The 13,208-nt window shown below is 70.0% G+C and carries 16 protein-coding genes; 14 read left to right on the plus strand and 2 right to left on the minus strand.

The genetic code is table 11. From position 1 onward, the window contains the following. The 9 genes from V7050_RS11250 to V7050_RS11290 all read left to right on the plus strand — a co-directional run. A partial coding sequence (locus V7050_RS11250) for a cbb3-type cytochrome c oxidase subunit I (protein WP_324410546.1) occupies nt 1–560 on the plus strand: 560 nt, incomplete at its 5' end. 4 nt (nt 561–564) lie between these two features. Continuing rightward, entirely contained in the window at nt 565–1,293 is a 729-nt protein-coding gene (gene ccoO / locus V7050_RS11255; RefSeq protein WP_324366807.1) for a cytochrome-c oxidase, cbb3-type subunit II, read from the plus strand. Further along, nucleotides 1,290–1,457: a cbb3-type cytochrome oxidase subunit 3 gene (locus tag V7050_RS11260; protein WP_324366805.1), complete on the plus strand. Its 168-nt coding sequence runs from the start codon at nt 1,290–1,292 to the stop codon at nt 1,455–1,457. Before ccoO ends, V7050_RS11260 begins: the two co-directional genes overlap by 4 nt. Further along, nucleotides 1,454–2,362 (plus strand): cytochrome-c oxidase, cbb3-type subunit III, encoded by a 909-nt coding sequence (gene ccoP / locus V7050_RS11265; protein ID WP_324366803.1) that lies wholly within the window; start codon nt 1,454–1,456, stop codon nt 2,360–2,362. The genes V7050_RS11260 and ccoP overlap by 4 nt, the downstream gene beginning before the upstream one ends. Beyond that, a complete protein-coding gene (locus V7050_RS11270; protein WP_324366801.1) occupies nt 2,359–2,520 on the plus strand; it encodes a hypothetical protein in 162 nt (53 codons plus the stop codon). Before ccoP ends, V7050_RS11270 begins: the two co-directional genes overlap by 4 nt. Before the next feature lie 12 nt (nt 2,521–2,532). Beyond that, nucleotides 2,533–3,330 (plus strand): DUF2189 domain-containing protein, encoded by a 798-nt coding sequence (locus V7050_RS11275; protein ID WP_324366799.1) that lies wholly within the window; start codon nt 2,533–2,535, stop codon nt 3,328–3,330. Beyond that, the gene (ccoS, locus tag V7050_RS11280; protein ID WP_324366797.1) at nt 3,327–3,542 is read left to right on the plus strand and encodes a cbb3-type cytochrome oxidase assembly protein CcoS; all 216 of its coding nucleotides are present in this window, start codon (nt 3,327–3,329) and stop codon (nt 3,540–3,542) included. Before V7050_RS11275 ends, ccoS begins: the two co-directional genes overlap by 4 nt. After that, on the plus strand, nt 3,490–3,732 hold the full coding sequence (locus tag V7050_RS11285) for a hexameric tyrosine-coordinated heme protein (RefSeq protein ID WP_324366795.1): 243 nt from the start codon (nt 3,490–3,492) through the stop codon (nt 3,730–3,732). The genes ccoS and V7050_RS11285 overlap by 53 nt, the downstream gene beginning before the upstream one ends. Then, entirely contained in the window at nt 3,719–4,015 is a 297-nt protein-coding gene (locus V7050_RS11290; protein WP_324366793.1) for a DUF6522 family protein, read from the plus strand. The genes V7050_RS11285 and V7050_RS11290 overlap by 14 nt, the downstream gene beginning before the upstream one ends. Before the next feature lie 411 nt (nt 4,016–4,426). On the opposite strand, the gene V7050_RS11295 is transcribed toward V7050_RS11290, so the two are convergent. After that, nucleotides 4,427–5,854 carry a delta-60 repeat domain-containing protein gene (locus V7050_RS11295; protein WP_324366791.1) on the minus strand — a complete coding sequence of 476 codons (1,428 nt, stop codon included), beginning with the start codon at nt 5,852–5,854 and terminating at the stop codon, nt 4,427–4,429. A 115-nt stretch (nt 5,855–5,969) separates the two neighbouring features. Next, nucleotides 5,970–7,229 (minus strand): imelysin family protein, encoded by a 1,260-nt coding sequence (locus V7050_RS11300; RefSeq protein WP_324366789.1) that lies wholly within the window; start codon nt 7,227–7,229, stop codon nt 5,970–5,972. A 162-nt stretch (nt 7,230–7,391) separates the two neighbouring features. On the opposite strand from V7050_RS11300, the gene V7050_RS11305 reads away from it, so the two are divergent. From V7050_RS11305 to V7050_RS11325, 5 genes are all read left to right on the plus strand, one after another. Further along, nucleotides 7,392–8,057 (plus strand): Fe2+-dependent dioxygenase, encoded by a 666-nt coding sequence (locus V7050_RS11305; RefSeq protein WP_324366787.1) that lies wholly within the window; start codon nt 7,392–7,394, stop codon nt 8,055–8,057. Between the two features lie 11 nt (nt 8,058–8,068). Then, entirely contained in the window at nt 8,069–9,073 is a 1,005-nt protein-coding gene (locus tag V7050_RS11310) for an extracellular solute-binding protein (protein ID WP_324366784.1), read from the plus strand. Nucleotides 9,074–9,106: 33 nt separating this feature from the next. Continuing rightward, nucleotides 9,107–10,708, plus strand: coding sequence for an ABC transporter permease (locus V7050_RS11315; RefSeq protein ID WP_324366782.1), 1,602 nt, complete (start codon nt 9,107–9,109; stop codon nt 10,706–10,708). After that, a complete protein-coding gene (locus tag V7050_RS11320; protein ID WP_324366780.1) occupies nt 10,705–11,781 on the plus strand; it encodes an ABC transporter ATP-binding protein in 1,077 nt (358 codons plus the stop codon). The genes V7050_RS11315 and V7050_RS11320 overlap by 4 nt, the downstream gene beginning before the upstream one ends. 280 nt (nt 11,782–12,061) lie before the next feature. Next, the gene (locus V7050_RS11325) at nt 12,062–12,235 is read left to right on the plus strand and encodes a helix-turn-helix domain-containing protein (protein WP_324366777.1); all 174 of its coding nucleotides are present in this window, start codon (nt 12,062–12,064) and stop codon (nt 12,233–12,235) included. Nucleotides 12,236–13,208: the final 973 nt, after the last annotated feature.

The raw sequence follows: 13,208 nt of genomic DNA on the forward strand, positions 1-13,208 counted from the left end.
TGAACGGCGCCTGGCACAAGGTGCGCGACGACGCGACGCTGCGCTTCATGTTCGTGGCGGCGGTCTTCTACGGCCTGTCCACCTTCGAGGGCTCGTTCATGGCCATCCGCCCGGTCAATTCGCTCAGCCATTACACCGACTGGACGGTGGGCCATGTCCATTCCGGCACGCTCGGCTGGGTGGCGATGATCGTCTTCGGCGCGATCTACACCCTGGTGCCGAAGCTCTCGGGACGTGACGGCATGGCCTGGCCGCAGGCGGTGGAATGGCATTTCTGGCTCGCCGTCGCCGGCACGCTCGTCTACGTGGTCTCGCTCTGGAACGCCGGCATCACGCAAGGGCTGATGTGGCGCGCCTATGACGAAAACGGCTCGCTTTCCTACAGCTTCATCGAATCGGTCGAGGCGATGCGGCCCTATTACGCCGCCCGCACCCTCGGCGGTGCGCTGTTCCTCGCCGGCCTCGTCATCTGCGTGCTGAACTGCCGGGCGACGATGCGCGCCGCGGGCAGCCGGGCCGACAGCGCCGACCGGCCGCTCGCGGCCCATCCGGCGGAGTGAGATCATGCTGAAGCTGCACTACAACCTCGAAAAGATCTCCATGGGGCTGGTCGGGGCGATCATTGTCGTGGCCTCGGTGGGCGGAATCGTCGAGATCGCGCCGCTCTTCACCATCGAGGAGACGGTGGAGATCCCCGACGACCTGCGCCCCTACACGCCGCTCGAACTCGCCGGGCGCGAGATCTACATGCGCGAGGGCTGCTATGCCTGCCACAGCCAGATGATCCGCAGCCTCGCCGACGAGATCGACCGCTACGGCCCCTATTCGCTGGCCGCCGAGAGCGCCTACGACCACCCGATGCTCTGGGGCTCGAAGCGCACGGGGCCCGATCTCGCCCGCCTGGGCGGCAAGTATTCCGACGACTGGCATGTGGCGCATCTGATGGATCCGCGCGAGGTCATCCCGGTCTCGATCATGCCGGCCTATCCCTGGCTGACCCGCTCCCTCGACAGGCGGCTGCTCGCGCCGGGCCTCGCCACCCTGGCAAGGCTTGGCGTGCCCTATGACGACGCGATGATCGAGAATGCGGAGGCCGATGCGCTGGCCCAGAGCCAGCCGGATTCGGACGGTGCGGCGGCGGTGCAGGAGCGGTACGGCGAGGACGTGGCGGTTCGCGCCTTCGACGGCGATCCCGCCCGGCTGACGGAAATGGATGCGGTCGTCGCCTATCTGCAGTCGCTCGGCACGCTGACCGACGCCGCCCATGCGCGGCTGGCGGAGGGCACGCGATGAGCCACGAGACGCTGGTGCTGGCCGCGAAGGTCTTCGGGCCGATCTGGATGGGCGGCTTCCTCCTGATCGTGCTGATCCGCAGCTACAACCCGCGGCGCCGGGCCGAGCAGGAGAGGATCGCGCGGTCGATCCTGTCCTCCGAGACCGCGGAGGAGCGGCGATGACGACCGATCCCAAAGCCCTGCCTGGCGCCGATCCGCATACCGGCAACCGCGAAATCGACCCGGTGACGGGCTACGACACCACCGGCCACGAATGGGGCGGGATCAAGGAGCTGAACACGCCCTTTCCCCGGATCGCGCTGATCGCGCTGGGGCTGACCTTTGCCTATGCGGTCGTGGCCTGGATCCTGCTGCCGGCCTGGCCGCTCGGGCGCGACTATACGCGCGGGCTGCTCGACCTGGATCAGGGCGAGGTCGCCGTGGCCGGCTACCGCGAGCTCTCCGGCATGCGCGAGGGCTGGCTCTCGCGCTTCGATGCCCCCGATTTCGCGGCGCTGGAGCAGGACGCCGATCTCATGGCGGCGGCGATGCCGGCCGCGCACCGGCTCTTCCGGGACAATTGCGCCGTCTGCCACGGCATGACCGGGGGCGGCGGGCCGGGATTTCCCGTGCTCAGCGACGGCTACTGGCTCTGGGGTGGTGCGCCCGCGGACATCGCCGAGACCCTGTCGGTGGGCATCAACAGCGAGCATCCCGACACCCGCTACGGCGAGATGCCGGCCTTCGACTGGCTCGAGCGGGCGGATCGCACGGCCCTGGCGGAATATGTCGCGGGGCTGCCCGGGGGAGGCGCCGATCCCGAGAGCCCGGCCGGCCTGCTCTTCGAGGAGAACTGCGCCGCATGCCATGGCGAGGGCGGCGAGGGCGGGCTCCTGAACGGCGCGCCCTCCCTGACCGACGATTCGGTGATCTACGGGCAGGATGCGGCCACGGTGGAGCAGACTCTCCGGCACGGGCGCATGGGCGTCATGCCGCAATGGTCCGATCGCCTGAGCGCGGCCGAGATCAACCTCCTGGCGCTCCATGTCGCGCGGCTCTCCTCCGGGGCCGAGGAGGCCGCACCGTGAGCGCCGCCGTCCAGAAGCGGCTCGCCCTGATCGGCGCTTTCGCCGCGCTGACGCTTGTCCTTGCCGCGAATGCGCATCTTCTCGCGGTCGCCTTCCGCTCGCAGCCGGCCTGCGTCGCCGCCGAAGGAACCGCCATGCCCGCAAGACGCGCCTGCTAGGAGCCCTGGCTCATGCTCGAACCGCTTCCGACCCTTCGCCAGCCCCAGCGCCCCGCCACGACCTTGGCGCGTGGCCTGCCGGCGGATGCCGCGCTCGACTGGCTCGCCGCCGGCTGGCGCGACCTGCGCGCCGCGCCGAGGCCGAGCCTCGTCTACGGCGCCTTCCTGGTGCTGGTCTCCTATGCGGTGCTCGGGGGGCTCTGGGCGACGGGGCTTCTGCATCTGGCGCTGCCGGCGATCTCGGGCTTCCTGATCGTCGGCCCGTTCCTGGCGATCGGCCTCTACGAGCAGAGCCGTCGCCGCGAGAAGGGCGAAAGCGCGACGCTGGGGCAGATGGTGCTGGCGCGCCCGGCCTCCGGGGCGCAGCTGGCCTATGCCGGCCTCCTGCTCGGCCTCCTCGTCCTCTTCTGGCTCCGCGCCGCGGATCTGCTCTATGCGCTCTTCTTCGGGATGGCGCCCTATCCGGGCGGGGGCGACGCGCTCGTCAACGTGCTGACCACGGGCAGCGGCTGGGCATTGCTGGGCGTCGGCACCGTGGTGGGCGGGCTCTTCGCCGCCTTCGCCTTCGCGCTCAGCCTGTTCTCGGTGCCGATGCTGATGGTCGAGCGGCGCGACGCCCTCACGGCGATGGGCCTCAGCTTCGCGATGACCACCCACAACCTCGCGCCCTGCCTCGCATGGGGGGCGATCATCGCCGCCGGCATGGGCCTCGCCGCGGCCACGGGGCTTCTGGCGCTGGTGGTGGTGTTCCCGGTCCTCGGGCACGGGACCTGGCACGCCTGGCGCGCGATCGGCGGGGCGACGCCATGACGGCGCTCTACGTGCTCGTTCCGGTCTCGATCGGCATGGGGCTCGTCGGCCTCGCGGCCTTCTTCTGGGCCATGCGCCATGACCAGTTCGAAGACCTCCAGGGCAATGCCTGCCGCGTGCTCGCAACGCCCGAGGCCCGATTCAAGGAAGGAACGCCCGATGACCGACTGGCTGCCCACGCTGAAGACGGCGACACCGCAGGAGGGCTATGATCTGGCGGTCAAGTTGGCGCGCGTCGCCGTCAAGCTGACCCAGCCGGATGCCGGGGTCCGCGACAGGCTGCGGCCGTTCTATGCCGAGAACGCCGACGGCCTCATCGCCTCGAGCCAGGTGGTCGCGACGCATTTCGCCACTGTGGCCGCGGCCAACGGCTATTGGAGGGATGCCCATGGGCGGGATTGAGCGGGACGGCGAGGGCTTCGTGGTTCCGGCCGGGACGCTCGCGGAGGCCTTCGGCGTGAGCGAGGAGGAGATCCGGGAGAAGATGCGCGCCGAGAAGATCACCTCGCGATCCGAGATCGGCGTGGGCGAGGACGAGGGTCTATGGAGGCTGACCTTCATCTACGGGGATCGCGCCTGCAGGTTCATCGTCGACGGGACCGGCCGGATCCTCAAGCGTGTCGGCTTCCCGACCCGCACGAGAACCGCGGGCCCGATCCGGAAGGAAGGCCTGCCTCGCGGCTGATCGCATCTGCGCCGATCCCGCCCGCGCCGATGTGATCGCCCTACCGCCGCGGGACGATCGCGCCGCCGCCGGGCCGCGCGACCCTGCCCCGATCCCCGGCCCCGGCGCCCATCGTCCCGTGGCCGCCGCGGCGGCGTATCGGTCGGCGGGAAGGGGCATTTCCGGCGGCGCGTCGGCAGGCATCGGATGGGCGCTTCGGCACATCGCGACGCTGCCTTGCCGCGCCCGATCAGGAGGAGCGATCTTCCCGGCGTTGCCTGCGAGCCGGGGTGCGTTGCGGTCCCAGGACCGGGGCACCGCGCGGCGGAAGGAGGCCGCCACGCCACCCCGCAGACCCTGCGTGCAGGTGTCCGTCCATGGGCCCGCCCACCGATCGGTTGAGCGGGCCCATTCCGAGGGCCGGTCGGGGCCTCAGCTCTGAACGTCCAGGACGACCAGGCGCGCTCCGGCGACGTTCGCGTTCGTGGTCAGCGCTATCCGCGAGCCGTCATCCGACAGGGCCGCCCCGAAGAACTGCGAATCGACGCTGTCGTGGGGAAGCTCGATGATGCCGTCGTCGCTGACGCCGGCGTCGAGCTGGCCGGACGCGTCGAGCACGAAGGCTGCCGGGACGCCGCCGTAGCGGCCGACCTGTACCGTGCGGTCGCCGGGCAGCGCCAGGGCCATTCGGCCGCGGTCCTCGGCGGTCGGCTGGCCGGCTCCCTCGCTCTGGATCGCCTGCAGGCCGTTGTTGCCCCAGGACGTGTCGAGCCCGCCGGCCGCGACGCGGAATGTCACCACGTCCTGCGCTTCCGTCGTCTGGAATCCGAGGGTCGACGGTGCACCCTCGACGGTGGCCGCGCCGTAGCCGGTGGTGACGTAGCTGCCGTCGGACAGGGGAACCGCGGCGTAGCACTCGGCGAAGCCTCCATCGGCCACGAACGGATTGAAGATCGCGACGCCGGGTCTCGGCGTCAGGCCGACCGCCTCGCCGGAAGACGCCGGCTCGATGAATCCGCCGAAACCTTCGTCAAGCGTGCCGTCCGGATTGAGGCGGATCAGGATGACGTGGTTGCGCAGCGTGTCGCCGAGGTTGGTGTAGCCGGCGCTCAGGATCGCACCGTCCGGCTCGACGGTCGCGCGACGGCCGCCGTCGGAGAACTCCTGTGCCGATTGGTACGTGAACGGCATCCCGCCGTTGAAGTCGGGGTCGTTCGAGCCGTCGGAGGCGAGCAGGCGGGCCACGTAGCGGTCGTTGTCGGTGCGGCCGGTCTCCGGCCCGGCGGCACCGTAGCCGTTGACCACCAGCTTTTCGACGTCGCCCGACGCGTCGACGTCGAGGTCCCAGGCGGAATCCTGGGGCGGCGCCTCGACGCCCGGGAAGCTGCCGTTGTCAGCGTTCGCCCAGCCGAAGACGACCTCGACCGCGCCGCTTTCGCCGCCCCAGGCGTCCCCGGTCACCTGCGCCCCGGTCGAGTCGAAGCGCAGGAGATAGACCGATTCCCCGCCGTCCTCGTCGATCGCGTTCACGGCGGCGACCACGTCACCGCCGGACAGCTCGACGACCGCCATCGACTCCTCGACCCGGCCCGGCGCCAGGTCGAGCTCCACGAACCCGTCCTCCCCGAAGCCGGTGTCGGGCGTGCCGTCGGCGTTGAAGCGGCCGACGATGGAGGTGGTCTCGACCTCGTCGTCGCCGCGGAATCCCGAGACATAGATCTTGCCGTCGGCGGCGAAGGTCACGCCGCGCAGGTCGTTGGCCACCTCGGTGACGGTGTCGGCTACGGGCTGGATGTCCTGTGCCAGGGCCGGAACGGCCAGAGCCAGGGCGGTCGTACTAAGCAGGCAGCGCGTCAGCATTCTGTTCTTCCTCTGGGTTTGCGTTTGCTCCCGGCCCGTGGTCCGGGTCGGGGCTGGGACGCTGGCTTGGCTGATGCCTGGCTTGCGGACGATTCCGGAGTGCATGGGTCGGGCGTCAGAGCCCGGGCACGACCACAAGCACGCCCAGTCGGTTTCCGGCCCGGCGCAGCTCGCGCCCGAGGTCGGTGAGGGCGCGGACCGCCTGCTCGGCCGTCGCCCGCTCGCGGCTGCCGGCAGCGGGGGCGAGGAAGCGCGCATAGGGCGCGTCGAGCGCGAGCAGCGCCGTCTCGGCCCGCGCGAAGGCGGCGTCGATCTCCGCGGCAAGCCCGGCGTCGGCCCCGGCGATCAGGGCGTCGAGCCCGGTCTCGTAATACACGTCTCGCGCCCCCTCGAAGGCGAAGCGGTTGTCGGCGGTGGAGGTGTCGCTGAACGGCGACGGCTGGAAGTTCTCGTTGGCGGGAAAGAGCCCGGCGCCGATCCGGCGCAGCGGGATCTCGTAGCCGACGAGCACCGTCATGCCGTTGAAGGCGCGGCCGAGCGCGTTGCGCTGGTCCATCGCCTCGACCGCCGCGCGGTAGTTGTTGCGGCCGGGCGCCCAGGCCGCGACCAGGAGCCCGAGGTCGTTGACCAGGAGCTGCGCGGCGGCTGAGAGGTAGGCGCCGCGCCGGTCGTTGTCCCCCACCCCGGCGACGAAATCGGAATGCTCTCGGTCGCCGTCCTCGCCCCAGAGCAGGAGCTCGACGACATGGAGGCCCGTCGTGACCTCGCCCGCACCTCCCGCCTGGTTCATCCGCGCCAGTCCGCGGAAGTCCAGCGGAACCGATGGATCGCCGATGATGCCGGCGACGCGATCCGCATCGACCGGCCAGGAGTTCAGCCGCGGGAGCGGCCCCCCCGGCGCATCCACCGGACCGGCGTAGAACTGGAACGCCTCGGTGCGCAGATAGGCGTCCCGCGCCGCGCGCCAGGCCTGACGAGCGGCCTCGAAGGCCTCCGGCGACGGATCGTCCAGCAGCGCGGCAATCGCCTCTCGAAGCGCCTTCGCAGCCTCCTGCGCCGCGACATAGGTCCCGTGCACCAGCTCCCCATAGGCCGTCACCTGCGCCGCGGCGTCGTAGTCGAAGGCGCCCGGAACGGTGCTGCTCAGGCGAAACTCGGTGATGGTGCCGAGCACCTGACCACCGCCCTCGCCCGGGCCGCCCTCGCCGCCCTCGGCCTGCGCTGCGAACAGCCGCTCCGGCCCCCCGAACGCGGCGCCCGACGCCGGGCTGTCGGGGCCGGCGAGGTCCCAGGCGAGCGCCGTCCGGTCCACGCTGGTGCCGCCGACCATGACGGCGGCGCCGAGACCGATCCAGATGCGCGTCTTGCGCTGCATTGCGTTGCTTCCCCCGTCTCCCGCCGGCGGACCCAAGCCGCTTGCGGACGCTCTCGCAGGTGATTATACCAGAGTTAATTAGTCAACTACAATCGAGTTCCAGGCCCTGACCCGCGCCCCCGTGCGCCCCGGGCCGTCGCGCCCCGGAGCAGGCCCCGCCGAATGATCCTGTGCATCGCCGATGTCCTCGACCGCCCCGGGCTCGACGCGCTGCGCGAGAGCCTCGCAGGCGGGGTCTACGTCGACGGCGAGCTCTCGTCCGGCTGGGCCTCGCGGCTGGTGAAGAAGAACGAGCAGCTCGGTGCCGGGCCGGCGGCGCGGAAGGCGCAGGAGCAGGTGGTCGCGGCGCTCTCCTCCAACCCGGTCTTCGCGGCCGCGGTACTGCCACGCCGCTTCGCGCCGCCGCTCTTCGCCCGCTATACGCCGGGCATGGAGTTCGGAACCCATATGGACAACGCCGTCATGGGCGCGGAGAGGATGCGCTCGGACGTCTCGGTGACGCTCTTCCTGACGGAGCCGGAGGAGTACGACGGCGGGGAGCTGGTGATGGAGAGCGCCGCGGGCGAGGCGGCCTACAAGCTGCCGGCGGGCTCCGCGGTCGCCTATCCCTCGACCATGCTGCACCGGGTCGCCCCGGTCACCCGCGGCACCCGCGAGGTGGCGGTGACCTGGGCGCAGAGCCTGGTTCGCGGCGCCGAGCAGCGGGAGATCCTGTTCGACCTGGAGCGGGTCGGCCGTGCGCTCTTCGAGCGCGACGGCAAGAGCCCGGAGTTCGATCTGCTGAACAAGTCCGCGGCCAATCTGCGCCGCATGTGGGTGGAGTCATGAGGGGGGTAGGAATGCCGTTGCTGCGCCAATCCGTCGTCGGGTTCGTGCTGGCGGTCTGGGCCTTCGGTCCCGCCAGCGCGCAGGGAGACGAGGGAATCGTCGTCTACACGTCGCAGCACGCGGCGCTGACCCAGGCCTGGGCCGCCGCCTTCACCGAGGAGACCGGCATCCCCGTGACCATCCGCAAGGGCACCGACACGGTGATGGCCAACCAGATCATCCAGGAGGGCGAAAACTCGCCCGCCGACGTGTTCCTGACCGAGAATTCTCCGGCGATGGTGCTGGTCGAGCGGGCCGGGCTCTTCGCGCCGGTCGCCGCTTCGACGCTCGAGCGGGTGCCGGAGGAGTTCCGCCCCGCAAGCGGCATGTGGACCGGCATCGCCGCCCGCACCACGGTCTTCGCCTACAATACCGAGCTCCTCGACGAGGCGGACCTGCCCGGCTCGATGCTCGACCTCGCCGGGCACGATTGGGAGGGGCGCTGGGGCGCCGCCCCGGCCGGCGCCGACTTCCAGGCGATCGTCTCGGCGCTCCTGCAGCTGCGCGGGTCGGAGGAGACCGCGGACTGGCTCGCCGGGCTGAAGCGCAACGCCCTGGCCTACCGCGGCAATTTCGAGGCGATGCGCGGTGCCAATGTCGGTGAGGTCGAGGGCGCTTTGATCTACCACTACTACTACTTCGGCGATCGGGACGGCACCGGCGAGAGCTCCGACAAGCTCGCGCTGCATCATTTCGGCGACGAGGACCCGGGCGCCTTCGTCTCGGTCTCGGGCGCTGGCGTGCTCGCCTCGAGCAGCCATCCCGACGCGGCGCAGGCCTTTCTGGCCTTCGTCACCGGACCGGGCGGCCAGGCGATCCTGCGCGACGGCGACTCCTTCGAATACGCCATCGCCAGCGGCGTCGAGGCGCACCCGGCGTTGCCACCGCTCGACGGGCTCGACTATCCCAAGGTCGATCCATCGCTCCTCAACGCCTCCGAGGTCGTTGCGCTGATGACGGCATCGGGCGTGTTCTAGCGGCCGCACGCGGCGACCCCAGCCAGAGGGACCATGCTCCTCCAGCGAGACACCGCACCCTTTTCCCCGGCCGGAAGCCCCGATGCGACCTTCCCGCGCCGTCGCCACCGCCGCTTTCCGGCGCACCCGGCGTTGCTGGCCGCAGCGCTGGCGGCCGCGGCCGTCGCGCTGATCCCGGCGGGCTTCGTGCTGGTGGTGCTGGTGCAGACCGGCTGGGAGATCGCGAGCGCGCTGATCTTCCGCCCGCGGGTCGCCGAGCTCCTGCGCAACACCTTCCTGCTCGAAGCGCTCGCGGTGCCTCTCGCGATCGCGCTCGCAGTCACGCTCGCCTGGCTGACCGAGCGCACCGACCTGCCGCTGGCGCGGCTCTGGAGCTGGCTCGCGGTGGTGCCGCTGGCGATCCCGGCCTTCGTGCATTCCTACGCCTGGGACGGGCTCTTCCCGACCCTGCGCGGGCTCGCCCCCGCGGTGGCGATCTCGGTGCTGGCGTATTTCCCCTTCGTCTACCTGCCGGTGGTGGCGCAGCTCCGCCGCCTCGATCCGGCCATAGAGGATGTCGCCGCCTCGCTCGGCAACCCGCCGGTCCGCGTCTTCCTGCGCGCGGTGCTGCCGCAGCTTCGCCTCGCCATCGCCGGCGGTGCGCTGCTTGTCGCCCTGCACCTGCTGGCCGAGTACGGCCTATATGTGCTGATCCGCTTCGAAACGCTGACGACGGCGATCGTCGACCAGTTCCAGGCCGTCTACGACGGGCCGGCGGCGAACCTGCTGGGCATTCTCCTGGTGGCTTGCGCCGTCGGTGTCCTCGCCCTCGAATCCCTGCTGCGCGGCGACCGGCGCTACGCGCGCATCGGCCCGGGAGCGGCGCGGGTCGCGCCGCGCATGGCGCTGGGGCGCGCCTGGCCGCTCTGGATGCTGCTTCCCGCCGCGGTCGCGTCGCTCTCGGTGGCGCTGCCGGCGACGACCCTCCTGCGCTGGCTCTGGCGCGGTGGCGCCGACGCCTGGGCCTGGGGCGGCGGCCTCGGCGCGGCCCTCGGCCAGACCGCCTTCTACGCCGCCGTCGGTGCCGCGCTCACCTGCCTCGCCGCGCTGCCCGTCGCCTGGCTGTCGGCACGCGCGCCGGGCCGGCTCCAGCGGCTGATCGAGGCCTGCCACATCTATGTCGGCTCGCTTCCGGGCGTCGTTGTCGCGCTCGCCCTCGTGGCGATCACCGTGCGCGTGGCACTGCCGCTCTACCAGACCGTGGTGACGCTTCTGGCCGCCTACGTCTTGCTCTACCTCGCCCGGGCCATCATCGCGCTGCGCGCCAGCCTCGCGCAGGTCCCGGTCGAACTCGAGCATGCCGCGATCGCCCTCGGCCGCCCGCCGCTCGTTGCTGCAGTCGGCACGACGCTGCGGCTGGCTGCGCCCGGCATTGCCGCGGGCATGGCGCTGGTGGCGATGGGCATCACTACCGAGCTGACCGCCACGCTGATGCTGAGCCCGATCGGCACCCGGACACTCGCCACCGAGTTCTGGGCGCTGACGGGCGAGTTCGACCATGTCGGCGCCGCGCCCTACGCGCTCGCCATGATCCTCTTGTCGCTGCCGCTCTGCGTGATTCTCTACCGGCAGGCGGTCGGGGCGATCGGGCGATGAGCGAGCTGCGCCTGCGGGATGTCGGCAAGCGCTACGGCAATGTGGTGGCGCTGACCGGGATCGACCTCGACGTGGCGCGGGGAACCCGCACCGCCGTCGTCGGCCCGTCCGGGTCCGGCAAGACCACTCTCCTGCGACTCATCGCAGGGTTCGAAACCCCCGACACCGGCCGGATCCTTCTCGGCGGCAGGCTGCTCGCCGACCCGGCCGCCTCGGTCCCGCCGCACAGGCGCAACATCGGCCTCGTCATGCAGGACGGCGCGCTCTTCCCGCATCTCAGCGTGCTCGACAACATCCGCTTCGGCATGGACCGCGCCGCGGGCGACGGTGGCCTGCGCGCGGCGGAGCTCCTCGACCTGGTCGAGCTCGATCGCTCGACGGCCTACCGCTACCCGCACGAGTTGTCCGGCGGCCAGCAGCAACGCGTCGCCCTCGCCCGCGCCCTGGTGCGCCGGCCGAAGCTCATGCTCCTGGACGAGCCGTTCTCGGCCCTCGATTCCGGCCTCCGCGAGCAGATGCGCAAGGCCACCGCCGGCATTCTGGCGGCGGCGGACATCACCACCATCCTCGTCACCCACGATCAGGCCGAGGCCATGGGCTTCGCCGACCAGATCGTCGTGCTCCGCGGCGGCCGACTGCGGCAGGCTGGCCCGCCACGCGAGGTCTATCTCGCTCCGGCGGATCGAGAGACGGCACGGTTCCTGGGCGAGGCGATCATCGTCGATGCCTTCATCACCGGGGATGTCGCCGAATGCAGCCTCGGTCACCTGCGGGTCGACGGCGGGTCCGCGGGCCCGGGGACGATCATGTTGCGGCCCGAGCAGATCGTGCTGCGTCCGGTGGAAGCCGACAGCGTCAATGGGACGGCGGTGCTCGGCCAGGTTCTCGGCGCCGAGTACGCCGGATCGAGCGCGATCGTGACGCTCAAGATCGTCCCGCGCGGCGGCGCCGGCGACGCCACCCTGCACCTCAGGGTTCGCGGCCCCGAGCCGCCGACGGTCGGATCCCTGGTAAGCATCAGCATCCTTGGCGCTGCGCACCAATTCCCGGAGGGTCGGCCGGACGGCTCGTGAGGTCCCGACCGGTCGGAGGCATCTGTTCTCCGGCCTTTCGCGGAATGCAGGCGTTTGCAGCACGACGGCATCGGGTCAAGAACAGGTCAACCGGTGTATCGGCTTCATCCCCGTGTTGCGCCGCCGGTTGGCGGTTCGTTGCGGGCAAATGCGTCCGAACGTGGATTTCGGTTCGGGAGCGTGCCTTGATGGCGCCTTGAAATGGAAAGAGAGGCATGCCCCCGTCGGTGGGGCGTAGATTCACAAGCCAAGCGCGCCACCGGCTGTGTCCGGGATCGCCATGGGACAGAGACACAGCCACCTCCGCCTCGAGGAGAGATGCCGTCTGCGCGGCACGATGGAGATGGGCCTGAGCATCCGCGCGATCGCGCGGCGCATGGGTCGTCACCGGAGCACGATCCGGAAGGAGAAGGTGCCGGCAGGCTCGGGCATGGCGCATCTGTCGCGGCAGTGATGGCGTACGGAGCGCGAGCAGAATTGTCCCACTTCTTCCCGCACCGGGGAGCGGTGGGACAAAACGGCCACCAAAGCCCCTGAGATCATTGACAGCGCGGGAAGGGATGGTGCCCGGGGGCGGATACAAAAAACGTTGTTTTCAAAGGGTTTTTAAGGGTTTGTGTCCCCTGACTACCCCTAAATCCGCAAGCCGAAATGCTTCTATCATGGATTTAATGATGTTTTCAAAGTCACATTATACTTTCGTCGCGCGAGTGTCGCGCTCAGCCGCTTCGTCCAGCGATGCGCCAATCATTACGCCAGCAAGGAACCCTCGCCGCCATGCCTTGTGGGTGTCGGCGTCCGTCGACTCGGTTGCGGTCGCTGGAGCAGCCATATGGCGAGGCTCCGGCTCGCTCTCTCTTGGTTCAGGGTCCGCCGCAGCAAGCGGAGCAGCAGAGAACTCTCTTGTTAGCCGGAGTTGCCCATTAACTAGCGTGAGCGGAGTTTCTGACATCTTTGAGGGTCCATACCTCGCCGACATGATCCGTGCGAGAGAGTCCTTGATCACCGGGAGAAGGACCTCACCATCTGGGAGGAGCATTCGAACAACAACAATCCTTGTCCGACGAATCTCTGCCTTGAGGGCTCCAAGCTTCATTCTTCCCTCCGCCACGACTCAACAGAGACTCACATACTGGGACCAGACCGGCCCTGTCGGCCGCAATCTGGCCTGAGAGAGGGCGAAACTGATCTGACTGAGGACGCCGCCAACCTTCACTGGTATGGCAAGTCCAGGCACTCAGCGTTTGCCTGGCAGGCTAAGGGACAACCTCCATCGCCGTCCGCTCGATTAGCTGGCACGCTCCATCGAAGTATCCCCTCACTGTGTGGAGGCCGACATTTGCATACTCCCCGTGGGCAACGCGATCTCGCACAGCTGAACACCCGCAAGAACCCGTCGGCTGTCGACGCCGGCGGTGATCCCGACG

The organism is Amaricoccus sp., assembly GCF_036846665.1.
In the GTDB taxonomy this organism is placed as follows: domain Bacteria; phylum Pseudomonadota; class Alphaproteobacteria; order Rhodobacterales; family Rhodobacteraceae; genus Amaricoccus.